Raw genomic sequence first — 24,372 nt, 5'->3', positions numbered from 1 at the left:
GTCCCCTCACCATCGCATAATGAGTTGGCAAGAGGAGACGATGTCAGTATTTAATTACCAGCGACTTGTTTTGGGTTAAGTTTGGTAATATGGCCACTTTCAGTTCCTGCTGCAGGGTCGATGACCACATTAATAATGGTCGGTTTGCGCGACTGAATACCGGTGGTTAAAGCATGACGAAGTTCATCTTTCGTGGTGACGTTATAGCCAACGCCACGAAACGCATCCATTAATTTGTCATACCTTGCATGGTGCAACAGATCCGTTGGTGATGGTGCACCAGCGCCACTGAGATCAACACCGTCTCCTCTGTAGATGCCGCCATTATTAAAAATAACGATCGTCACCGGCAGGTTATATCGACAAATCGTTTCAATTTCCATCCCACTGAAACCAAAAGCACTATCACCTTCAATGGCGACAACCGGAGAACCAGAAGTCACGCTAGCACCGATGGCATAGCCCATACCGATGCCCATGACACCCCAGGTACCACAATCCAGACGACGACGTGGTTTATACATATCAATAATATTTCGTGCATTATCCAGGGTATTTGCACCTTCATTAACTAAATAAATATCCTGGTTCTCGCGCAATACGTCGCGCACAGCACTTAATGCATTAAAGTAATTTAATGGTTGAGTATCTGTACTTAATTTTTCATGCATTTTTTGTGCATTTTGCTGCTTGTGGATATTTAAAATATCGCGCCATACCAGTGGAGTCGTAAATGTGTTTTGTTTCAGTTCTGCCAGCATACCTTGCATACTGGATGCAATATCACCAATGACTGGCACAGCAATGGGGCGGTTGCTGTCAATTTCCTGCGGTTCAATATCCAGTTGAATAAACTGTGTATCTGCCGCCCATCCTTTTTTACCGTGTGCCAATAACCAATTCAGTCGTGCACCAACAAGCATGACAACGTCAGCATTTGCCAGGGCAAACGAACGCGCAGCTGCCGCAGAAAGTGGATGCGTATCTTCAAGGATCCCTTTCGCCATAGACATTGGCAGGAATGGAATCTGAGCACTTTCAATAAATTCACGAAGCTGTTCATCAGCTTGTGAATACGCCGCGCCTTTGCCAAGGATAATTAATGGCCGTTCAGCTTTTGCTAAAAGCGAAATTGCGCTAGTGACTGACTTCGGGCATGGCAATAATGCTGGCGACGGATTTTCAACTTTAACAATCGTGGTTAACGCTTCGTCTTTTTCCATCGTCGCGGCCAGGACATTTGCTGGCAAATCAAGATAAACTCCGCCAGGGCGACCCGATACAGAGACCCGGATAGCGCGTGCCAATGCAATGCCAAGATCCTGCGGCTGATTAACGCGAAATGCTGCTTTGGCATACGGTTTTGCCGCATTCATTTGGTCCAGCTCTTCATAATCACCTTGCTGTAGGTCGACGATCGCGCGGTCGCTGGAGCCGCTAATCATGATCATCGGAAAACCATTTACCGTTGCGTTGGCCAATGCCGTCAAACCATTGAGGAATCCTGGCGCAGAAACTGTCAGGCAGATCCCCGGTTTTTGGGTAAGAAAACCGCTTGCCGCAGCGGCATAGCCTGCCGACTGCTCATGACGAAAACCAATATAACGAATGCCTTCCGCCTGGGCATGGCGTGCCATATCCGTCACAGGAATACCTACAACACCATAAATAGTGTCAATATTATTCTGTTTTAATGCTTCAACGATGATATGCATACCATCTGTCATTTGAAGTTGATCTGACATGATTAATAACCTCGAAATTTTTATAAATTGGGAGCCAGAAGCCCCCGTTAATATCAGATGGCGTGGTTTTGCTTCATTGCAGCAATTTCATCGTCGCTATAACCTAGCTCCTGCAATACAACAGCGGTATGTTCACCTAATAGCGGCGCAGCTTTAATATCCGGCGTAAAAGCAGAGAATTTCATTGGACAACCAACGGTCAGATATTTTCCACGCAACGGTTGTTCCACTTCAACAACACTGCCACTTTGGCGCAAAGAGGGATCAAGTGAAATTTCTTTCATACTTAAAACCGGTGCACAAGGAATATCAAACTGAGTCAAATAGGCCACCGCTTCATGTTTATCAATAGTGACAGTGTATTTTTCGATTTCAGCAAAAATATCGAAAATATGTGGCTGTCGGGCATGGGCTGTACTGTATGCCGGATCGGTAATCCATTCTGGTTTGCCGATGGCTTTACAGGTGTTTTCCCAGTTTTGCTCCTGAATAGTGAAATAAATATAGGCGTTAGGATCGGTTTCCCAGCCTTTACATTTCAGGATCCAGCCAGGCTGACCGCCACCACCTGCATTACCACCGCGGGGAACTGCATCACCAAATGTACCATTCGGATACTGCGGGTATTCTTCCAGATAACCCAATTTATCGAGACGCTGCTGGTCACGTAATTTCACGCGGCAAAGGTTCAATACGGCATCCTGCATTGACATGGTGACTCGTTGCCCACGCCCCGTTTTTTCGCGATGCAGCAAAGCAGCAAGTAAACCGATCAGCAAATGCATTCCGGTGTTGCTGTCACCCAACGCTGCAGCGCTTACCAGCGGCGGACCATCCCAAAAACCCGTAGTGGATGCCGCGCCACCCGCTGCCTGAGCAACGTTTTCATAGGCTTTTACATTCACATAAGGCGAACACTCATCAAACCCTTTGATCGAACCAAAAATCAGACGTGGATTGATTTCTTGAATATGCTCCCAGGTGAAGCCCATGTGATCAATGGCCCCTGGATGAAAGTTCTCGACTAAGATATCAGCTTCGCGGATCAGCTTTTCCATTACCTCTTTGCCTTCCGCTGTTTTGGTATTTAACTCAATAGAACGTTTGTTACTGTTAAGCATGGTGAAGTAAAGCGCATCGATATCAGGAATATCTCGCAGCTGGTGACGCGTTACGTCACCAACGCCGGGACGTTCAATTTTAATAACGTCAGCGCCAAACCAGGCCAGCATTTGAGTACAAGATGGGCCAGATTGCACACCGGTGAAATCGAGAACTTTAATTCCTTGAAGTGGAGTTGACATAGCAATACCTATTAGTTAATTAAATATGTGTTAATTTAGCGTTTATTTAAGGCGTAATATCTTCTATAAATAGCCCGCAAAATATCGTCGTAGCTGCACTCGATATTTTTAAAATCCTGTATCAAGTGCTGAAAATCATTTCATCGCCACTTCCAATTCCTTTCTGCATGGTAAGTAGTGAGGACGAAAAGAAGAATATGATAAATATTAATTCGTGGTAATCAGAGAGAGTCGCGACATTTGTGATGTTATTCTTACAACTGTAAGAAGCGCCGGTGATTTACAAGTAAGGGTATGATTACGCTTTTTAAAGCGTACCATAAAACATAACATAATAAATGATTTGTGATGACACGGGATTATTGGGGTTTACTTTGAGGAAGATAAAATGCGTGTTTATAGAACCGCGAGCGCCAAATAATTTTATGACCACAACCTGTCGTATTGTGGTCATAAAAAATTGTCGGCTGGAGGGAGTTAAATCCTTTACCTCAATATACTGCCTGTCAGCATTAGTTCACAAACAGTGCTTCGCTGTCGACGATGATTCCATCTTCCGCACCTTTAAGCGCCAGGTTTGCCTCGTAGTATTGCTTTTTATCAAGCAGTTTCTGCGCATCAGCAAGTGCATTACGAGTCTGTTTAAGCGGCATCAGATATTGGTTTTCCATTACGCCAACACCGGCCAGGCGAAGTTCTTCCATTGCGCCCTTTTTATCCCCTTTCGCCATTTTTTCATTGGCAATTTTTATCGCGGCTTCTTTTTCGGGAGTTGCTACATAACTCTCAGAAATTCCGACAGATGCATTAATGACAATATATTGGTCATCATTGAGATTGGTCTTTTTACCTGGCTTAGCGAACTTTGCCCATTCGGTACTGTCATCTGACAGCAAAGCGGAAGCTTCATTGGTCAGTTCTTTTGCCTTTTCTGGATCGCCATGAAACAGAGCCAGGCGCGCTACCTGCACGTCACGCATCGCATATAAACCTTGTTCAGAGATACGCTCTGCTGCTGCCGTTTTCTGGGTTTGCTGAACTTGCTGAGTTTGCTGTTGTGCCGCTACCGGTGCATTATCAGCAGCCCATACAGTTGAAGATGCCAGAATTGCTGTGACCATCGTAGCCATAATTAAACGTTTCATACTTACCTCATTCTTTAACAGTTTTAGAAAACGCCGCCATCATATTGGGTGAGCATGAAATGAGAAATCAGAGAGCAACGGTCATTTTGAAAGGGTTATCTTACAGTTGTAGTTATTATCGCAAGAAGTATTTTAGTCTTACAATTGTAGGAATCTGCTTCCTGTCGCAGAGAACTATTCTTATGTACCACAAAGAGATGTCATTTATTATATCGATGTAAATATTGATTAATTATATGTAAATACAGCCATAACATCGTAGGTTCTCAGTGAACCATTTTCAGGATAACTTTCTATGAAAGTAAACTTAATACTTTTCAGCTTATTTTTATTGGTCTCTATTATGGCATGCAATGTTTTTGCATTTTCCATTTCTGGTGGTGTAAGTGAGAGGAGCTATAAAGAGACTGAAAAAACATCAGCGATGACGACCACACACTCTACAAAACTTCAGCCATCACAGGCGATTTTGTTTAAGATGAGAGAAGATGCGCCACCATTAAACCTCACAGAAGAAATCACGCCTACTTATCCGACAAAGGCGAATTATCTTATTCATCCTGTGCGATAGCGTCTGTCACATGGCAGGTGAACAATCATGTCTGATGCTGATGTGAACACCTGCCCAAATGAGCCATCCTGACCCACTATCGCCTGCCATACCCCACCATAAAGCGAATCATCAAGCCACAAGCCGGGGCAAGAAACATAAATATCCCCGTCACTAGTTCATTACCGCCAGTTAACCACATGGTGAAGTAATAAATGAGTGCAGCGAGGATCACCATGCCGAAGAAAGAAGAGACCGCCGATACCACGTTCAGTACCTGACCGATGTAGCCGCTTACGCAGACAATACACAGGGCGAGAAACATCCATAAATAAATCATAGCTCAACCTCCTGCCGCGCTAAAAAACCTGTAACTTCAGTCACTTTAATAGTAAGACAATCCTTAACCTCTGGCAATTTTTGCTAAGCATCAATGAAAACAGCATGTTAAATGCAAGACTGTTGTGTACGGAAAAATATTTACTTTGCACGATTAATAATCAGTAGCTGAAAGCAGTCAGCGAGTGATAAAGTACAGATACCGCATTCATGCTCCTCGTGGTTATGTCCTGACTAGTCTTTACACTCTTTACAGGAACCATTGTCGTACATGATGGCCCAACCAATTGAGTGTACCGCTGTCGACATGGAATCTTCTGCGATACAACAATTCGTATCTACAGAAGGTAACTATGTTTCCACAATGCAAATTTTCCCGCGAGTTTCTACATCCTCGCTACTGGCTCACATGGTTTGGGCTTGGTGTACTCTGGCTTTGGGTACAGCTTCCTTATCCTGTTCTCTGCTTTCTCGGCACGCGTATTGGCGCAATGGCGCGACCATTCCTGAAACGTCGTGAATCTATCGCCCGTAAAAACCTGGAACTTTGTTTCCCGCAGCATTCTGCGGAAGAACGCGAGAAGATGATTGCCGAAAACTTTCGTTCACTCGGCATGGCGCTGGTAGAAACCGGCATGGCATGGTTCTGGCCCGACAGTCGCGTACGTAAATGGTTTGATGTTGAAGGGTTGGATAACCTTAAACGCGCACAAATGCAAAATCGCGGCGTAATGGTTGTCGGCGTCCATTTTATGTCGCTGGAACTGGGCGGCCGCGTGATGGGACTGTGCCAACCAATGATGGCTACCTATCGTCCACATAATAATCAGCTGATGGAATGGGTGCAAACCCGTGGGCGCATGCGCTCTAACAAAGCAATGATCGGCAGAAATAATCTGCGCGGCATTGTCGGTGCACTGAAGAAAGGTGAAGCGGTATGGTTTGCTCCCGATCAGGATTATGGTCGTAAAGGCAGCTCCTTCGCGCCGTTCTTTGCGGTGGAAAATGTCGCCACAACCAATGGCACCTATGTTCTCTCCCGTCTCTCTGGCGCAGCCATGTTGACCGTAACGATGGTAAGAAAAGCGGATTACAGCGGATATCGTTTGTTCATCACCCCAGAGATGGAAGGCTACCCGACAGATGAAAATCAAGCCGCTGCCTATATGAACAAGATTATCGAGAAAGAGATCATGCGCGCACCGGAGCAGTACCTCTGGATCCACTGTCGCTTTAAAACGCGCCCGGTGGGAGAATCGTCGTTGTACATTTAACAAACTGCTCTTACTCTTTCCCTCCTCAAATCGGCCATAATAACCCCATGATTTTTATGGCTTTTTTCTTAAGGTTTTTTCCTTCGCTGAATATCTAATTATTACCGTCAGAAATTAAACTGTCGCCGATATGAGACACTTGTAAGTTACTAAAAGTAAATAAGAAAATGCCTCTTGTCTCGTTTCAGTTTTAGGCGTACATTAGCGCCGTCTCGAGCAGTTTAGCTCAGAATTCTGGGGTGATGCCCACGGTAAAATACAGGGCTTTTAAGGTCGCTTTGCCCGGTGTCAACTCACTGTATCAGGTGTAATGAAGTCATTCAGGCGTAACAGCAATTACGCGGAGAGATGTAAAGTGAAATATTTCTTTATGGGCATTTCTTTTATGGTCATCGTTTGGGCCGGTACTTTTGCCCTGATGATCTAAAAGCAAACTGTGCAATGAAAAACAGGAGCCATCAGGCTCCTGTTTGCATTTCTGACGACGGTGTTTATTCCGCGTTTTCGTGAATATGTTTGCTGCTGGCGGGTAGTAAACCGTCGGCACGGAACATCGCTTTAATCCCTCTGATGGCCTGACGAATACGGTCGCGGTTTTCAATCAGTGCAAAGCGAACATGCGTATCACCATAGTCGCCAAAGCCAATCCCCGGCGAGACACAGACCTTCGCTTCGTTAAGCAATTTCTTGGCAAATACCAGCGAGCCCATGGCAGCATACGGTTCCGGTATTTTCGCCCAGACATACATCGAAGCCTTCGGCATTTCAACTATCCAGCCCGCTTCATGCAGCCCTTTAACCAATACATCACGGCGGCGTTTGTACTGTTCGGCAATGTCGCGCACGCACTGTTGATCGCCCTCCAGCGCCGCAATCGCCGCCACCTGCAACGGCGTAAAGGTGCCGTAATCGTGATAGCTTTTAATACGAGCCAGGGCGCTGACCAGCGTTTTGTTGCCAACCATAAAGCCGATACGCCAGCCCGCCATGTTGTAGCTTTTCGACAGCGTAAAGAACTCGACTGCCACATCGCGTGCACCCGGTACCTGCATGATTGACGGCGCTTTCCAGCCATCGTAGACGATATCGGCATAGGCCAGGTCGTGGACCACCAGCACATCGTAGCGTTTCGCCAGCGCCACAACCTTTTCGAAGAACTCCAGCTCCACGCATTGCGCGGTTGGATTCGACGGGAAGCCGAGGATCATCATCTTCGGTTTCGGATAACTTTCACGAATGGCGCGCTCCAGTTCGTTGAAGAAATCGACACCTTCCACCAGCGGCACTGAGCGTACCTGCGCCCCGGCAATCACCGCGCCATAAATATGGATCGGGTAACTTGGATTCGGCACCAGCACCATGTCACCATGATCCAGCGTCGCCAGCATCAGATGCGCCAGGCCCTCTTTCGAACCAATAGTGACGATGGCTTCTGATTCCGGGTCGATTTCAACGTCGTAGCGATCCTGATACCAGCGGGAAATGGCGCGACGTAACCGCGGAATGCCGCGTGAAGTGGAGTAACCATGCGTGTCCGGGCGCTGGGCCACAGTACATAATTTTTCGACGATATGCGGCGGAGTCGCACCGTCCGGGTTACCCATGCTGAAATCGATAATATCTTCGCCGCGCCGACGCGCAGCCATTTTCAGTTCAGCGGTGATGTTAAAAACGTAGGGCGGGAGACGATCAATGCGCGTAAAGCGACGTTCAGGGCGAGTGTCAGCCATAATTTCCTCAGATTAACGTTAGCGCCCGGACCGTCCGAGCGACGCTGCCACAATGGTGGCTGTTTTGAAAATAGCCTGATTAATTTCTGTCTGTCCAGCGTTTTAGAACATTTTTATCAATGGCTTTAAATGAGGAACTCCACTTCAAAAACAGGAAATTTTCTACGCTAACAAGAAAATTACCACCAATTTTATTAACATTATAATTTCAATAAATTTACCAGTCAGAAGTGCATTATCAAGAGATACATTGCTAATACACCATTTATCTTTCAATCCCCTTTTAAATTTATGGTTTTTCCTCAAAAACGGCCTGCTGGTCATCAGCCTTCAGGTTACCTATCATAGAGGTTTAATCCTTATTCAGAGTCACCCGTGCACGAAATATTCAACATGCTGCTGGCGGTCTTCGATCGGGCAGCGTTAATGCTTATCTGCCTGTTCTTTCTCATCCGTATCCGCCTGTTTCGCGAGCTGTTGCACAAGTCGGCACACTCCCCAAAAGAGTTGCTTGCTGTTACCGCCATTTTCTCGCTGTTCGCCCTGTTCAGCACCTGGTCCGGCGTTCCCGTAGAAGGCTCGCTGGTGAACGTACGTATTATCGCGGTGATGTCCGGCGGGATTCTGTTTGGCCCGTGGGTAGGCATCATTACCGGCGTGATTGCGGGTATTCACCGGTATTTAATTGATATCGGCGGCGTGACGGCGATCCCCTGCTTTATCACCAGCATTCTGGCGGGTTGTATATCAGGCTGGATAAACCTGAAAATCCCCAAAGCACAGCGCTGGCGCGTCGGTATTCTCGGCGGCATGTTGTGTGAGACGTTGACCATGATTCTGGTAATTGTCTGGGCACCAACTACCGCGTTGGGGATCGATATCGTCTCTAAAATCGGCATTCCAATGATCCTCGGTAGCGTCTGTATCGGCTTTATTGTGCTTCTGGTGCAAAGCGTTGAGGGCGAAAAAGAGGCCAGCGCCGCGCGGCAGGCCAAGCTGGCGCTGGATATCGCCAACAAAACGCTACCGCTGTTTCGCCATGTCAATAGCGAGTCATTACGCAAGGTCTGCGAAATTATCCGCGATGACATTCACGCCGATGCGGTGGCGATTACTAATACCGATCATGTGCTGGCCTATGTTGGCGTGGGTGAACATAACTATCAGAATGGCGATGACTTCATTAGCCCGACTACCCGTCAGGCGATGAATTACGGAAAAATCATCATTAAAAACAATGATGAAGCCCACCGCACACCAGAGATTCATTCCATGCTGGTGATCCCATTGTGGGAGAAAGGCGTTGTGACCGGAACGCTGAAAATTTACTACTGCCACGCGCATCAGATAACCTCGTCATTACAGGAAATGGCGGTTGGTCTGTCGCAAATCATCTCCACGCAACTGGAGGTTTCACGCGCCGAGCAGCTACGTGAAATGGCAAATAAGGCAGAGCTTCGCACCCTGCAAAGCAAAATTAATCCCCATTTTCTGTTTAACGCTCTGAACGCTATTTCATCGTCAATCCGTCTGAATCCGGATACCGCTCGCCAGTTGATCTTTAATCTGTCGCGTTATCTGCGCTATAACATTGAATTAAAAGACGATGAGCAAATCGATATCAAAAAAGAGCTGTATCAAATTAAAGACTATATTGCCATTGAGCAGGCCCGCTTTGGTGACAAGCTGACGGTTATCTATGATATTGATGAAGAGGTGAATTGCTGCATTCCCAGCCTGCTGATCCAGCCGTTGGTGGAGAACGCCATTGTCCACGGTATTCAGCCTTGCAAAGGTAAAGGCGTTGTCACCATCAGTGTTGCAGAGTGCGGAAATCGGGTACGCATTGCGGTGCGAGATACCGGGCACGGCATCGATCCAAAGGTGATTGAGCGGGTCGAAGCGAATGAAATGCCGGGCAATAAAATTGGCCTGCTGAATGTCCATCATCGCGTGAAGTTATTGTATGGCGAGGGGCTGCATATCCGCCGCCTGGAGCCGGGGACGGAAATTGCGTTTTACATTCCTAACCAACGCACCCCAGTCGCCTCACAGGCTACGTTATTGCTTTGAGCCGGAGTGATATTGTGAAAGTCATCATTGTTGAAGACGAATTCCTGGCACAACAGGAACTGAGCTGGCTAATTAAAGAGCACAGCCAGATGGAGATTGTCGGCACCTTTGACGACGGTCTGGACGTGTTGAAGTTTTTGCAGCATAACCGCGTCGACGCCATTTTTCTGGATATCAATATTCCGTCGCTGGATGGCGTGTTGCTGGCGCAAAACATCAGCCAGTTCGCCCATAAACCGTTTATTGTGTTCATCACCGCGTGGAAAGAACATGCGGTAGAAGCGTTTGAACTGGAGGCGTTTGACTACATTCTCAAACCGTATCAGGAGTCACGTATTACCGGGATGCTGCAAAAACTGGAAGCGGCCTGGCAACAACAGCAGACCAGCAGTACGCCTGCCGCGACGGTAACGCGTGAGAATGACACCATTAATCTGGTGAAAGATGAGCGAATAATCGTCACGCCAATTAACGATATCTATTACGCCGAAGCGCACGAGAAAATGACCTTTGTCTATACGCGGCGTGAATCCTACGTAATGCCGATGAACATTACCGAATTTTGCAGCAAACTGCCGCCGTCGCATTTTTTCCGCTGCCATCGCTCATTTTGTGTCAATCTGAACAAAATACGCGAAATCGAACCGTGGTTTAATAACACCTACATTCTGCGACTGAAAGATCTGGATTTTGAAGTGCCGGTCAGCCGCAGCAAAGTGAAAGAATTTCGCCAGTTAATGCATCTTTAATCGGGAACTTTCATGAAAGCACCAGGCTTGCCCGCCGATCAACAATTTTTCGCCGATCTGTTCAGCGGCCTAGTGCTTAACCCGCAACTACTGGGGCGCGTCTGGTTTGCCAGCCAGCCTGCCTCGTTACCGGTGGGCAGTTTATGTATTGATTTTCCCCGTCTGGATATCGTGCTGCGCGGCGAATACGGCAACCTGCTGGAAGCAAAGCAGCAGCGAATGGTGGAAGGAGAAATGCTGTTTATTCCGGCACGCGCGGCTAATTTACCGATCAACAACAAACCGGTGATGCTGTTAAGCCTGGTGTTCGCACCGACCTGGCTTGGGTTATCGTTTTACGATAGCCGCACCACGTCGTTGTTGCATCCTGCTCGCCAGATCCAGCTTCCCAGCCTGCAACGCGGTGAAGGTGAAGCGATGCTTACCGCCCTCACTCATCTTAGCCGTTCGCCGCTGGAGCAGAATATCATTCAGCCACTGGTGTTAAGTTTGCTGCATCTTTGCCGCAACGTGGTGAATATGCCGCCGGGTAATTCGCAACCGCGCGGCGATTTTCTCTATCACAGCATTTGTAACTGGGTTCAGGATAATTATACCCAGCCGCTCACCCGCGAGAGCGTGGCGCAGTTTTTTAATATCACGCCCAATCATCTGTCAAAACTGTTTGCTCAGCATGGAACGATGCGTTTTATCGAGTATGTGCGTTGGGTGCGAATGGCGAAGGCGAGGATGATTTTGCAGAAATATCATCTGTCAATTCATGAAGTGGCACAGCGTTGCGGTTTTCCGGATAGCGACTATTTTTGTCGCGTTTTCCGGCGTCAGTTTGGTCTGACGCCGGGAGAGTACAGCGCCCGTTTTCAGGGCTAACGTCAGAAGGTTAATTCTGTTTCCAGCAGCGTCAGGATACTTTGTGCATCTTGCGCGGCAAACAACGACTGGCGGAAGTTTTTATTCACCAGTTTACGCGCCAGCTGCGAGAAGACTTTCACATGATTCATCCCTTCGTTAGCACCCAGCGTCAGCATGATCACCAGTTCGACTTCGCCCATTTCTGACTGCCAGTCAATCGGTTTCGCCAGCCGGGCAATGCTGATACTGGAATGACGGATCCACTGAGATTTGGTGTGCGGGATCGCTACGCCAAAACCAACGCCGGTGGTAACAATCTCTTCCCGCTGCCAGACATCTTCTTCCAGCTCAAACGGATGTTCAGTGCGCCCGTTAACGCCGAGGTTGCCGCACAGGAACTGGATCGCCTGCTCTTTATTGCTAAAATCCTGATCAACAAAGATATTCTCCAGCGCCAGCAGTGGGCGAACGTCTTCTTCCGGCGTAAAGGCGGTGAGTAACGCTTCAATTTCCTGCGCACTGCGGCATTCACATGCCTGACGCGCCAGTTCCCGACACGCCTCGCTATCCAGTTGACGAAGCTGGCTTTTCACCGCCGGAATACGCGGGCTACTCATACTCAGCTCATCCAGGCCCAGCCCAAGCAGTAGCGGCAGATAACGGCTTTCACCGCCCAGTTCACCGCAAATGCCTACCCATTTGCCCCGCTGATGCGCAGTGGTAACTATTTGCTGCAACATGCGCAGGAACGATGGCGTAATCGGGTTATATAGCGGCGATACGCGCGGGTTATTACGATCGACCGCATACAGATACTGGGTCATATCGTTGGAGCCGATACTGAAGAAATCGACCTCATCGCAGAAGTGGTCGATGATGTAGCACACCGACGGCACTTCCACCATGATCCCAAGCGTAATCGTCTCTGCATGACGCAGGCCATCGCGCTTAAGCTCAACGATCGCTTTTTGGATCTCGCCCTTCACCCATAAGATCTGATCGAGACTGTGGACCATCGGGATCATCAACTGGGCGTTGCCAAAACTGGCGGCGCGCAAAATCGCCCGTAGTTGAGTGCGGAACAGGCCAGCAAATTCCGGGTAAATACGTACCGCGCGATAGCCGAGGAACGGGTTCTCTTCCTGGGGAATATTCAGATAAGGAATGCTTTTATCGCCACCGATGTCCATTGTGCGGAAGATAATCGGCTTGTCGCCCGCTGCCAGTAGCACCTGCTGGTAGGCTTCAAATTGCTCCTGCTCGTCCGGCGCGCTGTCGCGATCCATATAGAGCATTTCAGTACGGAACAGTCCAACGCCTTCCGCGCCGTTGGCAAACGCGCCTGGCGCTTCCAGAGCGGTGCCGATATTCGCCGCAATATCAATACGCTTGTTATCACGGGAATAGGCCAGCTGCGCGGCGGCCTGCGCCTGTTGTTTTTGGCGTTTATCCGCCAGCGTCTGTGCGACCTGATAATAACCGCTCACCGCGTCATTCGGGTTAATCGCCAGCACGCCGCACTGGGCGTCAAGCCCGCCGGTTGCCCGGCATAACGGGCAATCGCATCCAGCGGCAGGCCGCTCAGTACCGGGATCGCCGAGGCGCGGGCCAGAATCAGGGTATGCGAGGTGCGCCCAGTTTTCTCCAGAATCATGCCTGCAAGATTTTTTAAATCGAGGCTCAAAAACTGGCTTGGGGTTAAATCCTCGGCTACCAGAATAGTCGGTTTTTCCAGCACCAGATTGTTGCGCGGCTTCAGTTCCGGCCAGGTGATATGCAGCAACTGTTCGCTAATATCGCGAATGTCGCTAACACGTTCGCGCAGATAATCACTGGCATAAGCAGAAAGTTTGGCGCAAACCTGCTCCATATTGCTGATGATCGCCGCCCCCAGCCCTTGATGCTGTTCTGTCATCAGACGACGGATATTGCCCGCGAATTCATCATCCTGAATCAGCGACAAATGGGCGCTAAGGATAGTTTTGCTTTCGCCGTCACGCTCACGCAATTGCTGGTTCAGTTGCTCGGCAAGCGTTGCAAGGCTGTGCTCCAGCCGGGTGGAATCTTGCGCACTGGCGGGGATTGCCCGATAACTGTCGAGGCTGTCGCTTTGTAACAGGGTCAGCGTACCCACGCCGACGCTGCTTGCCAGCACATTGCCGTACAGTAAATCCGGGTTCAGGCGGCTTAATGAACGCGGCAGCGGATGCGCCGTCAGTTCTGCCTGCGTTGGCTGGATGCTGTCGCTGTCGATAAAGCGCACCTGGATGTACTCTTCCAACACGCGCTTCGCCTGCTCTTCATCGCTGCCGCTAATGTTCAGGCTGCAACTGTCATTAAATAAAGTACCGGTGCCAATCAGCGCCAGCGAGCTTTTCGCATCGGCCTTTGCGTTCTGGCGATGGTTGATAAAGGTGATTTCGCTTTGCCACTGGCTGCACTGTTCTTTAAGTTCCCACGCCGGACGAGCATGAAGACCGTTTGGCAAAGGACAGAGAAATTGAATCGTTAACATAACCGCTCCGGGTTAATCAGGAGATCATCTGAAATCCGTCAGTTGAACAACCGTCTCACGCGTAAGACGTTTAATAAGGGCAGATAAAAGCTGCTGCATCTGCAAAATGTCACGGCAATCGGCAATCGGCAATCGATGCGGCGCAATGTCCGTGGCGGGTTGCTGGCCCCATCACCACTGTAGGCACGCCGGTGCCGGTTAAGTGCACCGCTCCGCCGTCCGTGCCGCCGTTGCTGAACATATCTGCCTGTAACGGCACGCCAATTTCTGCCGCCACGGTTTCGATCCACGCGGTAAGTTTTGGCGGCGCAATCAGCGACTTGTCGCTTAACACCAGCATCGACCCGTTACAAATCTGACGATGGTTAGCCGCGCCATAATCAAAGTTTTTCGCCCAGCAGGCGGTATCAAGCACAATGGCGACATCCGGCGACACCGCGCGGGTGGCAGTTTGCCCGCCGCGTACCCCCACCTCTTCGCTGGAACTGGCCACCAGCCACACTTCCGCAGGCAGTTCAGCGCTGTGTAGTTCGCGCAGTAACGTCACCAGCAGGTAGCAACCGAGGCGGTCATCAAAGGCTTTCCCCATCACCCGCTGGTGAGGGAGAACCTGAAAAGTTGTATCAAAGGTGACGCGATCGCCTGGACGAATTCCCGCCTGCATCACTTCGTCATACGAGCGCGTACCAATATCCACGCGCATGGCGCTGACGTCATTCCCCTGCCGGTCGCCGTCAAGCAGGCCTGGAATTTTGCACTCTTCACGGGTGGTGATGCGCACCGGCTGCAGCTGGCGGGCAGCCATGCGCACGTTGCCAACCGGCAGCACATCAATTGCCCCTTCGCGGGAGATGCTGCGCACCATAAATCCCACTTCGTCCATATGGGCGCAGATCATCACCTTCGGCCCTGTCGATTCATTGAGGCGGATCCGCACCGATCCCAGACCATCAAATCGCACTTCTTTTTGCAGGCGATCCGCTTCTTCCAGCAGGATCTGCCGCACTTCCTGTTCCGAGGAGGCGATCGCATCTGCCTCGCTCAACGCTTTTAATAGCGATAAATCCATTATGCCTCTCCCGTGAGCAACACTGTTTTCGGCATGGCGTAGAGCACTTCTGCGCCTTGCGGGGTAACCAGCACAACATCTTCGATGCGCACGCCCCCTTGCCCTGGCAAATAAATCCCCGGCTCCACGGTCAGCAACATGCCTGGCTGTAGCGTCTTGGTCCCCCGCGGTGAAAAACGCGGATCTTCATGGACTTCAATGCCGATAGCGTGACCAGTGTTATGACCGAAATAGTCGCCAAATCCAGCCTCGGTAATGACCCGGCGCGCGGCGTCGTCAATCTGCTGGCAGCGCACGCCGGGGCGAATTGCAGAGATTGCCGCGAGCTGTGCCTGCAGGACAATCTGATAGACGTCAAACAGCGGGTGAGATTCGGCGCTCACCCCTTCGCCATTCACCAGCAAGGTGCGCGTCATATCAGAGCAGTAGCCCTGATACAGCGCACCAAAATCGAGAGTGACAAACTCGCCCGCTGCAACAATCTTGTCGCTGGCTTTGCCGTGCGGCAGCACCCCGCGCCAGCCGCTGGCGACAATGGTGTCAAAAGAGGCTTTTTCTGCGCCCTGCTGGCGCATAAACCACTCCAGTTCAGCGGCTATCTCGCGCTCGCTCATCCCCGCCTGAATAAAGCGGCGAATATGCTCCGCTCCGCGATCGGCAATCCCACAGGCGAGGCGGATTATCTCCACCTCCTCTGGCGTTTTGATTTGCCGCAGCACATCCGGCGTGGCGCTAACCAGTTTCGCATTGAGTTCAGACTTCCAGCGGTGCGCTGTTTCCCAACTCACCTGCTGGCCTTCAAAACCGAGCGTTTGCAACTGCTCATCGGCAATGATTTGATTGACGATAGTGGTAAGCGTGTTCGTCGCGTCAAGCAAATGCAGCTGGTAGCCTTGCGCACGGGCTTCCACCTCAACGAAATAGCGCGAATCTACCAGAATGTGCGCACTTTCACGGCTAATAACCACATAGCCTGATCCGGTGGAGATCCCCAGATGCGGCTGTTTGTTCTGCCGTGAGGAGAGAAGCACTGCATCCAGTTGTTGCGCCTTAAGCCAGTCGCGCAGCGAAGCGAGTAATGTCATCTGGATTTTCCTTCTTACAGGCTATCGATTAACAATTTGCCTTTACGGAACATCATCAGACGCAGGAACACCACCATCAGCGCAGTTATGACTGCCCCCAGCGCGATCCCCGCCATATAGACGCCAAGGTTAGTGACCAGCGGCCATGCCCAGATAGCGGATTCCGGGAACCATTGCACTGCGCCCAGCCAGACAGCGGCGGTTGAGCCGACAATCGCGCCGACCATATACGACGGAATGGCGGTGATGGGGCTTTCCAGCGCAAACGGAATCGCACCCTCACTAATCCCCATAAAGGCAAGGAACATCGCGGTCTTACCCTGCGGATAAAGTTGAGCGTTGAACAGGCGTTTGCCGGTTAAACGACGGTCAATAATGGTCGCCAGCCCCAGACCAATCGGAGGAATAACGATAGCGATAGAACGAGCGGTGACCGGTAATACGTGGTCAGTGGTAAAGCTGAAGGCAACGAAACCTGCGGCTTTGTTGATCGGGCCACCAAGGTCGATTGCTGTCGCCGCGGCGATCCCCATTGCGTACATCAGCGCGCCCTTCTCACCTGCGGCAGTCAGCACGGTACGGATACCGCCGTTGATCCAGCCGCCAAAGGGGGTAATGACGTAGTACATCGCCAGCATGACAAAAATGGCGGAAAGAATCGGTAGCAAAAATGTGGTTTTGAACGCTAACAGGAAATCCGGTAACTGGATTTTCTGGTTCATCCACTTCACAAGGTAACCCGCGACGATAGAAATAATCAGCGCACCAATGAAGGTGGACGGCACCGGCGAAGAGGTCGCCCATTGCATAGTGCTGGGATCGAAGTTCAGCAGTTGCGTCGGCTGGGTAGACATCAAGCCGCCGATAAAACCAGCCGGGAACGCCAGTTTGCCACCGATAGAGTTCGCCACAAAAGCAGCAAACATCGGAATGGCAAAACCAAACAACACGCCGCCGAAGGACTGCGACAGCCAGGCAAATTTCAGTAAGGAGAGGTCGAAACCGGAGAATTTCCCGCTATTAAGAGCATCCATGATGCCGATCTCAGCAGGAATTTTAAGCCAGCTATAAGCAATCAGCTGGCTGAAAGCGAGGATCACACCGCCCATAATTAAGGTCGGCACCATGCGTGAAATCCCTGACATCACATGCTGCGGGAGTTCACCCCAGAAGCTGCTTTTAGAGGCCTGCGGATTCTTAACTGCCGCTGCCGCACCGGATGCGCCAGGCACAACGGTTGCACTGCGTTTTTTAATGGCCATAACAATTATCCCTGTCGAATATTACTGTTGTTCAGAGGCAATCATCTCTTCGATTTCTTTGATGATGCCCGCAGCGTTTTTAATTGCGTCCTGCAAAGTGATTTCATAAACGTCGCGTGATTCGAAACGCTCATTATCTTCCGGGGTAACTGCCACGGAGTGGATGATGATGGTTGCTTCGGCGATATCCTGCGCCGTCAGGCGATTCTGGATACCGTCCGCGCCCTGGGTTTCAATTTTCACTTCATAACCGGCTTCTACCGCCGCTTCTTCCAACGCCTGAGCGGCCATAAAGGTGTGAGCTAGGCCCATTGGGCAGGCACATAAGGCAATCAGTTTCTTACTCATCGTTAATTCCTCATTCAGTGATAGTTGACGAGTGAAATTATGAACGTGCAAAACAAATCGCCGTTACCAGACAAATAATGCATTTACTGGAGAATTAATCCCGCTGTACGGAAGTGTGACGCAGGTCGGCCTTGTGAGGGGACACAAAGAAAAATTGAATTAACTGTATGATTTAAAAGATTATCGGGAGAGTTACCTCCCGATATAACAGGAAGGATTTACAGAATGTGCCCTAAGGTCTGGCGTAAATGTGCACCGGAACCGAGAAGACCCGGATTGTCATGGACGATGAGATACACCGGAATATCATGGACATATTCTTTAAAGCGCCCTTTATCTTCAAATGCAGCACGGAAACCAGAGGCTTTGAAGAACTCAAGGAAGCGCGGCACGATACCGCCCGCAATAAACACGCCGCCAAATGTCCCGAGATTGAGCGCCAGATTGCCGCCAAAACGGCCCATAATGACGCAAAACAGCGACAACGCGCGGCGGCAATCGGTACAGCTGTCAGCCAGCGCGCGTTCGGTAATATCTTTTGGCTTGAGATTTTCTGGCAGGCGGTTGTCAGCTTTCACAATTGCGCGATACAAATTCACCAGCCCAGGGCCAGAAAGCACGCGCTCCGCCGAAACATGACCAATTTCCGCACGCAATATTTCGAGGATAATGGCCTCTTCTTCACTATTCGGCGCAAAATCAACGTGACCGCCTTCGCCCGGCAAGCTTACCCAACGCTTATCGACATGGACCAGATGCGCAACCCCAAGCCCTGTTCCGGCACCGTAAACCGCAATAGGTTTACCTTCTACCGGTTCTGCGCCACCAAACTGAATCAGATGCTCTTTTTTCAGCATCGGGATCGCCATCGATACAGCGGTAAAATCGTTAATAATTTCCAGATGGCTAAAACCGAGATTCTTTTTCATTTCGGCAATTGAGAACGCCCAGGTATGGTTGGTCATTGCCACCCAGTCACCGGTAATTGGGCAAGCGATGGCAATACAGCCGTCTTTCACCTCGACCTTATGTTCTTCAAGATAAACGCGAATGACCGCTTCGAGGCTGGGGTAATCAAGCCCTGAATAGGTCTTAGCCTGCGAGATTTCACCACTGGCAATATCACACAGAGCAAGACGTGCGTTGGTGCCGCCCACATCACCGACTAATGCATACTTTATCATTCTTCAACTGCTCCGCTAAAGTCAAAATAATTCTTTCTCACACTGTAAATACCTGGGGGCATAACAACAACGCCGGAAAGGCAGGCTCCCTGTAAATATCGATCTGGGTCACACATTTACTTTATCGTTTCAGCACCAATTGCAGCGATGCCTTTTTGCAAGCTGGGCAAACTAAGTATCTGACCCCGCATAAGGAATAGAACATGCTCCATCCGCGAGCCAGAACCATGTTGTTATTATCGCTCCCCGCCGTGGCAATTGGGATTGCGTCCAGTCTTATTCTGATTGTGGTGATGAAAATCGCCTCGGTATTACAGAATTTGCTCTGGCAACGACTGCCGGGAACTCTGGGGATAGCCCAGGATTCACCTCTCTGGATCATCGGTGTATTAACGCTAACGGGTATTGCGGTGGGGTTGGTTATCCGTTTCAGCCAGGGTCATGCCGGACCAGACCCCGCCTGTGAACCGCTGATCGGCGCACCAGTTCCGCCCTCTGCGCTACCAGGACTTATCGTAGCATTAATTCTCGGTCTTGCTGGCGGCGTCAGCCTGGGGCCGGAACATCCGATCATGACCGTCAATATCGCCCTTGCCGTCGCCATTGGCGCTCGTCTGTTACCGCGCGTCAACCGAATGGAGTGGACTATTTTAGCCTCTGCCGGAACCATCGGCGCGCTGTTTGGCACACCTGTTGCAGCGGCGTTGATATTTTCGCAAACCTTAAATGGCAGTAGTGAAGTTCCGCTATGGGATCGTCTCTTTGCGCCGTTAATGGCGGCAGCAGCTGGTGCACTAACTACCGGATTATTTTTCCATCCCCATTTTTCACTGCCCATTGCGCATTACGGACAGATGGAAATGACCGATATTCTCAGCGGTGCAATTGTCGCGGCGATTGCCATCGCAGCAGGGATGGTCGCCGTATGGTGCTTACCACGGTTGCACGCGATGATGAATCAAATGAAAAATCCGGTGCTCGTGCTGGGTATTGGCGGATTTATTCTCGGTATTCTGGGGGTTATTGGTGGACCAGTTTCGCTGTTTAAAGGGCTGGATGAGATGCAGCAGATGGTGGCAAATCAGGCTTTCAGCACCAGCGATTACTTTTTGCTAGCGGTAATTAAACTTGCCGCCCTGGTCGTTGCTGCCGCCAGTGGCTTTCGCGGTGGGCGAATCTTCCCGGCAGTGTTTGTCGGCGTGGCATTAGGGTTGATGCTGCATGAGCACGTACCCGCCGTACCAGCGGCAATAACCGTTTCTTGCGCTATTCTCGGCATCGTGCTGGTGGTAACACGCGATGGCTGGTTAAGTCTTTTTATGGCGGCGGTCGTTGTACCCAATACCACATTGCTACCGCTGCTCTGTATCGTCATGCTTCCGGCATGGCTGTTATTAGCAGGTAAGCCGATGATGATGGTCAATCGTCCGAAGCAACAGCCACCCCACGATAACGTTTAGCAAAAAATGCTCTCCTTTATGATTTAAGAGTTATGGCGATGATACGGGGCTTTACCTCCCCGTAATATTGCGTTAACAGGCCGCTGACGGCTTCGATCGTGAAGGAGAATAACAATGTTCAGGTCACTGTTTCTGGCGGCCGCCCTGATGGCATTTACCCCGCTTGCAGCAAACGCAGGTGAAATCACCCTACTGCCATCAATCAAATTACAAATTGGCGATCGCGATCATTACGGTAATTACTGGGACGGTGGTCACTGGCGCGACCGTGACTACTGGCATCGCAATTATGAGTGGCGCAAAAACCGTTGGTGGCGTCATGATAATGGCTATCATCGTGGCTGGGATAAGCGTAAAGCGTATGAGCGTGGCTATCGTGAAGGCTGGCGCGATCGTGACGATCATCGCGGAAAAGGCCGCGGACATGGACACCGCCATTAAACACATTCGCCAATGGAGCACAATGCCTGATGCGACGCTAGCGCGTCTTATCAGGCCTACAAACCGGATCTTTAACGCGTAGGGCGGATAAGGCGTTTACGCCGCATCCGCCAATAGTGCCAGATGCGACGCTCATTCAACTACAATCCCAGCGCCGTCCCCACCAACAACCAGATATTCAGCGCCACGACCAGCACTACAATCACCCAGCCTGTCTGTTTTACGCGTTTGCTGTTCACCAGATCGCCCATCAACTTGCTGTCACTGGTGAAAATCAGCAGTGGAACCAGCGCCAGGGCGATACCAAAACTTAACAGCACCTGACTCATAACCAGAATCCGTGTCGGATCTAATCCCATCAGAATGACAATAAATGACGGCAGCATGGTGACTGTACGACGCACCCACAGCGGGATATGGAAGCGAATGAACCCCTGCATCACCACCTGCCCTGCCAGTGTCCCCACTACCGTTGAGGACAGTCCGGCAGCAACCAGACTTAACCCAAAGACCGTTGCCGCAGCATGGCTTAACAGCGGTTGCAGCGTCAGATAAGCCTCATCAAGATCGGCAACACCAGTATGACCAGAAAAGTGGAACGCCGCCGCAGCTGTAGCCATCATCGCCAGATTGACAAAACCGGCAATAGTCATGGCGATAGCCACATCCCATTTGGTGGCGGAATAACGTTGTTGACGCGAACCGCCATGTAAATGCTGAGTGAGCGAGGAGTGCAAATAAATCACATGCGGCATAATCGTCGCCCCTAACACGCCTGCTGCCAAGAAGACCGCTTCCGAAGTAGGTAAACTCGGGATCACCATTCCTTTACCCAGCTGCGCCAGGTTAGGCTGGGAGAAAATCAACTCGACAATGTAAGCCGCGGCAACAAACAACAGTAACCCGCCAATCACTTTCTCCAGCGGTTTTTGCCCGCGACGTTGCAGCATTAAAATCAGGAAAGTCGCGATCCCCGTCAGCACCGCGCCCTGCAACAACGAAACACCAAGAATGAGTTTAAAACCGATCGCCGCACCAATAAATTCCGCCAGGTCGGTTGCCATCGCAATAATTTCTGCCTGAACCCAATAGAACCACACTACGGGACGCGGATAGTGATCGCGAATCTGCTCCGCCAGATTTTTACCGGTGGCAATCCCTAGTTTGGCAGAGAGGATCTGAATCAGCATCGCCATCAGGTTGGCCCAAACGACAACCCACAGTAGCTGATAGCCGAAGCTGGCACCCGCCTGAATATTGGTCGCAAAGTTACCGGGATCGATATAACCAATCGCCGCAATGAACGCAGGTCCCATTAATGCGAGCCTCATCTTGCGCGCCGCCCGTCCGCTGCTACTCTCAACGCGATAGTTCGTCATCTTGTGCCTCTAAAACATAGCCTTTGCTATGTTTCATGCTATGATAAACGAGAATGATTATCAAATTCATTTAAATGGATTGTGGTGATTTCTGTGATAGACCAGGATTATGACTACGAAAAGATTGATGACTTGAATGTTATGGTTATGTTTAATGTTAGCACATTTACATAACTTTCAGCTTCCATACACAACATAGCAGAAATGTATGACAGATCACTATTTTTGAAGCCTGTCACAGGACGTCATTATAGTGTGTGTCAGATCTCGTTTTCCTTAACCATGTTACATAGAATGTGCACGGAAATTTAACCTGCCTCATATTTGGAGCAAATATGGACCGCGTCCTTCATTTTGTACTGGCACTTGCCGTTGTTGCGATTCTCGCACTGCTGGTAAGCAGCGACCGCAAAAAAATTCGTATCCGTTATGTTATTCAACTGCTTGTTATCGAAGTGTTACTGGCGTGGTTCTTCCTGAACTCCGACGTTGGTTTAGGCTTCGTGAAAGGCTTCTCCGAAATGTTCGAAAAACTGCTCGGATTTGCCAACGAAGGGACTAACTTCGTCTTTGGTAGCATGAATGATCAAGGCCTGGCATTCTTCTTCCTGAAAGTGCTGTGCCCAATCGTCTTTATCTCTGCACTGATCGGTATTCTCCAGCACATTCGCGTGTTGCCGGTGATCATCCGCGCAATTGGTTTCCTGCTCTCCAAAGTCAACGGCATGGGCAAACTGGAATCCTTTAACGCCGTCAGCTCCCTGATTCTGGGTCAGTCTGAAAACTTTATTGCCTATAAAGATATCCTCGGCAAAATCTCCCGTAATCGTATGTACACCATGGCTGCCACGGCAATGTCCACCGTGTCGATGTCCATCGTTGGTGCATACATGACCATGCTGGAACCGAAATACGTCGTTGCTGCGCTGGTATTGAACATGTTCAGCACCTTTATCGTGCTGTCGCTGATCAACCCTTACCGTGTTGATGCCAGTGAAGAAAACATTCAGATGTCCAACCTGCACGAAGGTCAGAGCTTCTTCGAAATGCTGGGTGAATACATTCTGGCAGGTTTCAAAGTTGCCATTATCGTTGCCGCGATGCTGATCGGCTTTATCGCCCTGATCGCTGCGCTGAACGCACTGTTTGCCACCGTGACTGGCTGGTTTGGCTACAGCATCTCCTTCCAGGGCATTCTGGGCTACATCTTCTATCCGATTGCATGGGTGATGGGTGTTCCTTCCAGTGAAGCACTGCAAGTGGGCAGTATCATGGCGACCAAACTGGTTTCCAACGAGTTCGTTGCGATGATGGATCTGCAGAAAATTGCTTCCACGCTCTCTCCGCGTGCTGAAGGCATCATCTCTGTGTTCCTGGTTTCCTTCGCTAACTTCTCTTCAATCGGGATTATCGCAGGTGCAGTTAAAGGCCTGAATGAAGAGCAAGGTAACGTGGTTTCTCGCTTCGGTCTGAAACTGGTTTACGGCTCTACCCTGGTGAGTGTGCTGTCTGCGTCAATCGCAGCACTGGTGCTGTAAGACCATACATAAAAAAGCCGGGGATAATTCCCCTAATGCCAGTCAGTTAAGCAACTGACTGGCTCTTTTTCGGGGCTGTGGGGTATTTCCAGGGCCTCTCCTTTACCACTCTCGGAAGGCCCTTCCCCTTCTCGTCGGTAATTTCACAAGTTGTCCCATACTTGCAAGATCGCGCATCAGCTCCGGTATACGTCCCGGTGAAGCGCCCTGCAATGTCATCAGCATTCTCATCACCATTCCGCATGATTCTGAGAAACTCAGTTGATTCGGCCAGTAACCTTTCAGATGTTCCGCCATTTTAATCATCTGATATCTCACCAGATTATAAGC

At 50.1% G+C, this 24,372-nt stretch carries 20 protein-coding genes and 3 pseudogenes; 9 read left to right on the top strand and 14 right to left on the bottom strand.

Going from position 1 to position 24,372, the window contains the following annotated elements:
- Positions 1-50: 50 nt before the first annotated feature.
- The 3 genes from oxc to BFF42_RS08845 form a co-directional block, all read right to left on the bottom strand.
- A complete protein-coding gene (gene oxc / locus BFF42_RS08855) occupies positions 51-1,745 on the bottom strand; it encodes an oxalyl-CoA decarboxylase (protein ID WP_001283486.1) in 1,695 nt (564 codons plus the stop codon).
- Positions 1,746-1,798: 53 nt separating this feature from the next.
- The gene (gene frc / locus BFF42_RS08850) at positions 1,799-3,049 is read right to left on the bottom strand and encodes a formyl-CoA transferase (RefSeq protein WP_000106760.1); all 1,251 of its coding nucleotides are present in this window, start codon (positions 3,047-3,049) and stop codon (positions 1,799-1,801) included.
- 512 nt (positions 3,050-3,561) lie between these two features.
- Positions 3,562-4,194 (bottom strand): YfdX family protein, encoded by a 633-nt coding sequence (locus BFF42_RS08845; protein ID WP_000825604.1) that lies wholly within the window; start codon positions 4,192-4,194, stop codon positions 3,562-3,564.
- Positions 4,195-4,489: 295 nt separating this feature from the next.
- On the opposite strand from BFF42_RS08845, the gene ypdI reads away from it, so the two are divergent.
- Complete coding sequence (ypdI, locus tag BFF42_RS08840; RefSeq protein ID WP_000867637.1) at positions 4,490-4,765, top strand: colanic acid biosynthesis lipoprotein YpdI; 276 nt, start codon at positions 4,490-4,492, stop codon at positions 4,763-4,765.
- Between the two features lie 76 nt (positions 4,766-4,841).
- Here ypdI and BFF42_RS08835 read toward each other — a convergent pair whose 3' ends face one another.
- Positions 4,842-5,084, bottom strand: coding sequence for a YfdY family protein (locus BFF42_RS08835; protein WP_000639883.1), 243 nt, complete (start codon positions 5,082-5,084; stop codon positions 4,842-4,844).
- Positions 5,085-5,436: 352 nt separating this feature from the next.
- Between BFF42_RS08835 and lpxP the strand changes: the two genes are divergently transcribed.
- Together lpxP and ypdK are read left to right on the top strand one after the other, a co-directional pair.
- Positions 5,437-6,357, top strand: coding sequence for a kdo(2)-lipid IV(A) palmitoleoyltransferase (lpxP, locus tag BFF42_RS08830; RefSeq protein WP_000484403.1), 921 nt, complete (start codon positions 5,437-5,439; stop codon positions 6,355-6,357).
- Positions 6,358-6,712: 355 nt separating this feature from the next.
- Entirely contained in the window at positions 6,713-6,784 is a 72-nt protein-coding gene (ypdK, locus tag BFF42_RS08825) for a membrane protein YpdK (protein ID WP_010723117.1), read from the top strand.
- A 64-nt stretch (positions 6,785-6,848) separates the two neighbouring features.
- Here the strand turns inward: ypdK and alaC are convergent, their stop codons facing one another.
- Positions 6,849-8,087, bottom strand: a complete 1,239-nt coding sequence (gene alaC, locus BFF42_RS08820) for an alanine transaminase (protein ID WP_000785913.1) — start codon at positions 8,085-8,087, stop codon at positions 6,849-6,851.
- Positions 8,088-8,462: 375 nt separating this feature from the next.
- On the opposite strand from alaC, the gene ypdA reads away from it, so the two are divergent.
- From ypdA to BFF42_RS08805, 3 genes are read left to right on the top strand one after another with little or no spacing between them, the layout of a single operon-like run.
- Positions 8,463-10,160, top strand: a complete 1,698-nt coding sequence (gene ypdA, locus BFF42_RS08815; protein WP_000544369.1) for a two-component system sensor histidine kinase YpdA — start codon at positions 8,463-8,465, stop codon at positions 10,158-10,160.
- A 14-nt stretch (positions 10,161-10,174) separates the two neighbouring features.
- Complete coding sequence (gene ypdB, locus BFF42_RS08810) at positions 10,175-10,909, top strand: two-component system response regulator YpdB (protein ID WP_001295458.1); 735 nt, start codon at positions 10,175-10,177, stop codon at positions 10,907-10,909.
- 12 nt (positions 10,910-10,921) lie between these two features.
- Complete coding sequence (locus BFF42_RS08805) at positions 10,922-11,779, top strand: AraC family transcriptional regulator (protein WP_000646846.1); 858 nt, start codon at positions 10,922-10,924, stop codon at positions 11,777-11,779.
- A gap of 2 nt (positions 11,780-11,781) precedes the next feature.
- On the opposite strand, the pseudogene ptsP reads toward BFF42_RS08805, so the two are convergent.
- The 6 genes and pseudogenes from ptsP to glk all read right to left on the bottom strand — a co-directional run bounded on the left by ptsP (position 11,782) and on the right by glk (position 19,224).
- Positions 11,782-14,276 (bottom strand): annotated as a pseudogene (gene ptsP / locus BFF42_RS08800) (phosphoenolpyruvate--protein phosphotransferase).
- Positions 14,277-14,300: 24 nt separating this feature from the next.
- A pseudogene (gene ypdE / locus BFF42_RS08795) lies at positions 14,301-15,345 on the bottom strand (aminopeptidase).
- Positions 15,345-16,430, bottom strand: a complete 1,086-nt coding sequence (gene ypdF / locus BFF42_RS08790) for an aminopeptidase (RefSeq protein ID WP_000173247.1) — start codon at positions 16,428-16,430, stop codon at positions 15,345-15,347. The pseudogene ypdE and the gene ypdF overlap by 1 nt, the downstream one beginning before the upstream one ends.
- 14 nt (positions 16,431-16,444) lie before the next feature.
- Positions 16,445-17,692, bottom strand: coding sequence for a PTS fructose transporter subunit IIC (locus BFF42_RS08785; RefSeq protein WP_000985336.1), 1,248 nt, complete (start codon positions 17,690-17,692; stop codon positions 16,445-16,447).
- Between the two features lie 21 nt (positions 17,693-17,713).
- The gene (locus tag BFF42_RS08780; protein WP_000038456.1) at positions 17,714-18,040 is read right to left on the bottom strand and encodes a PTS fructose transporter subunit IIB; all 327 of its coding nucleotides are present in this window, start codon (positions 18,038-18,040) and stop codon (positions 17,714-17,716) included.
- A gap of 218 nt (positions 18,041-18,258) precedes the next feature.
- On the bottom strand, positions 18,259-19,224 hold the full coding sequence (glk, locus tag BFF42_RS08775) for a glucokinase (RefSeq protein ID WP_000598932.1): 966 nt from the start codon (positions 19,222-19,224) through the stop codon (positions 18,259-18,261).
- A 203-nt stretch (positions 19,225-19,427) separates the two neighbouring features.
- Between glk and BFF42_RS08770 the strand changes: the two genes are divergently transcribed.
- Together BFF42_RS08770 and ypeC are read left to right on the top strand one after the other, a co-directional pair.
- Entirely contained in the window at positions 19,428-20,684 is a 1,257-nt protein-coding gene (locus tag BFF42_RS08770) for an ion channel protein (protein ID WP_000903152.1), read from the top strand.
- Between the two features lie 114 nt (positions 20,685-20,798).
- Positions 20,799-21,125 (top strand): DUF2502 domain-containing protein YpeC, encoded by a 327-nt coding sequence (gene ypeC / locus BFF42_RS08765; RefSeq protein ID WP_000490072.1) that lies wholly within the window; start codon positions 20,799-20,801, stop codon positions 21,123-21,125.
- Positions 21,126-21,265: 140 nt separating this feature from the next.
- Here ypeC and BFF42_RS08760 read toward each other — a convergent pair whose 3' ends face one another.
- On the bottom strand, positions 21,266-22,504 hold the full coding sequence (locus BFF42_RS08760) for an Nramp family divalent metal transporter (RefSeq protein WP_000186369.1): 1,239 nt from the start codon (positions 22,502-22,504) through the stop codon (positions 21,266-21,268).
- Complete coding sequence (locus BFF42_RS28565; RefSeq protein WP_418134935.1) at positions 22,485-22,541, bottom strand: hypothetical protein; 57 nt, start codon at positions 22,539-22,541, stop codon at positions 22,485-22,487. Before BFF42_RS28565 ends, BFF42_RS08760 begins: the two co-directional genes overlap by 20 nt.
- Positions 22,542-22,839: 298 nt before the next feature.
- Here BFF42_RS28565 and nupC point away from each other — a divergent pair, with 298 nt between their 5' ends.
- On the top strand, positions 22,840-24,042 hold the full coding sequence (nupC, locus tag BFF42_RS08755; protein ID WP_000376337.1) for a nucleoside permease NupC: 1,203 nt from the start codon (positions 22,840-22,842) through the stop codon (positions 24,040-24,042).
- A 46-nt stretch (positions 24,043-24,088) separates the two neighbouring features.
- On the opposite strand, the pseudogene BFF42_RS08750 reads toward nupC, so the two are convergent.
- Positions 24,089-24,372: pseudogene (locus tag BFF42_RS08750) on the bottom strand (IS4 family transposase); the annotation flags it as partial.

It is taken from the genome of Shigella sp. FC1661 (genome assembly GCF_001712525.1).
Classification (GTDB): domain Bacteria; phylum Pseudomonadota; class Gammaproteobacteria; order Enterobacterales; family Enterobacteriaceae; genus Escherichia; species Escherichia coli.
The sequence above is the reverse complement of the archived record's forward strand: the minus strand, read 5'-3'. Positions and strand labels throughout refer to the sequence as shown.

Coding starts and splice junctions, on each gene's coding strand:
- frc (WP_000106760.1), bottom strand. CDS start 3,049: ATGTCAACTCCACTTCAAGGAATTAAAGTTCTCGATTTCACCGGTGTG.
- lpxP (WP_000484403.1), top strand. CDS start 5,437: ATGTTTCCACAATGCAAATTTTCCCGCGAGTTTCTACATCCTCGCTAC.
- BFF42_RS08770 (WP_000903152.1), top strand. CDS start 19,428: ATGCTCCATCCGCGAGCCAGAACCATGTTGTTATTATCGCTCCCCGCC.
- BFF42_RS08760 (WP_000186369.1), bottom strand. CDS start 22,504: ATGACGAACTATCGCGTTGAGAGTAGCAGCGGACGGGCGGCGCGCAAG.
- alaC (WP_000785913.1), bottom strand. CDS start 8,087: ATGGCTGACACTCGCCCTGAACGTCGCTTTACGCGCATTGATCGTCTC.
- BFF42_RS08845 (WP_000825604.1), bottom strand. CDS start 4,194: ATGAAACGTTTAATTATGGCTACGATGGTCACAGCAATTCTGGCATCT.
- BFF42_RS08805 (WP_000646846.1), top strand. CDS start 10,922: ATGAAAGCACCAGGCTTGCCCGCCGATCAACAATTTTTCGCCGATCTG.
- glk (WP_000598932.1), bottom strand. CDS start 19,224: ATGATAAAGTATGCATTAGTCGGTGATGTGGGCGGCACCAACGCACGT.
- oxc (WP_001283486.1), bottom strand. CDS start 1,745: ATGTCAGATCAACTTCAAATGACAGATGGTATGCATATCATCGTTGAA.
- BFF42_RS08785 (WP_000985336.1), bottom strand. CDS start 17,692: ATGGCCATTAAAAAACGCAGTGCAACCGTTGTGCCTGGCGCATCCGGT.
- nupC (WP_000376337.1), top strand. CDS start 22,840: ATGGACCGCGTCCTTCATTTTGTACTGGCACTTGCCGTTGTTGCGATT.
- ypeC (WP_000490072.1), top strand. CDS start 20,799: ATGTTCAGGTCACTGTTTCTGGCGGCCGCCCTGATGGCATTTACCCCG.
- BFF42_RS08780 (WP_000038456.1), bottom strand. CDS start 18,040: ATGAGTAAGAAACTGATTGCCTTATGTGCCTGCCCAATGGGCCTAGCT.
- ypdF (WP_000173247.1), bottom strand. CDS start 16,430: ATGACATTACTCGCTTCGCTGCGCGACTGGCTTAAGGCGCAACAACTG.
- BFF42_RS08835 (WP_000639883.1), bottom strand. CDS start 5,084: ATGATTTATTTATGGATGTTTCTCGCCCTGTGTATTGTCTGCGTAAGC.
- ypdI (WP_000867637.1), top strand. CDS start 4,490: ATGAAAGTAAACTTAATACTTTTCAGCTTATTTTTATTGGTCTCTATT.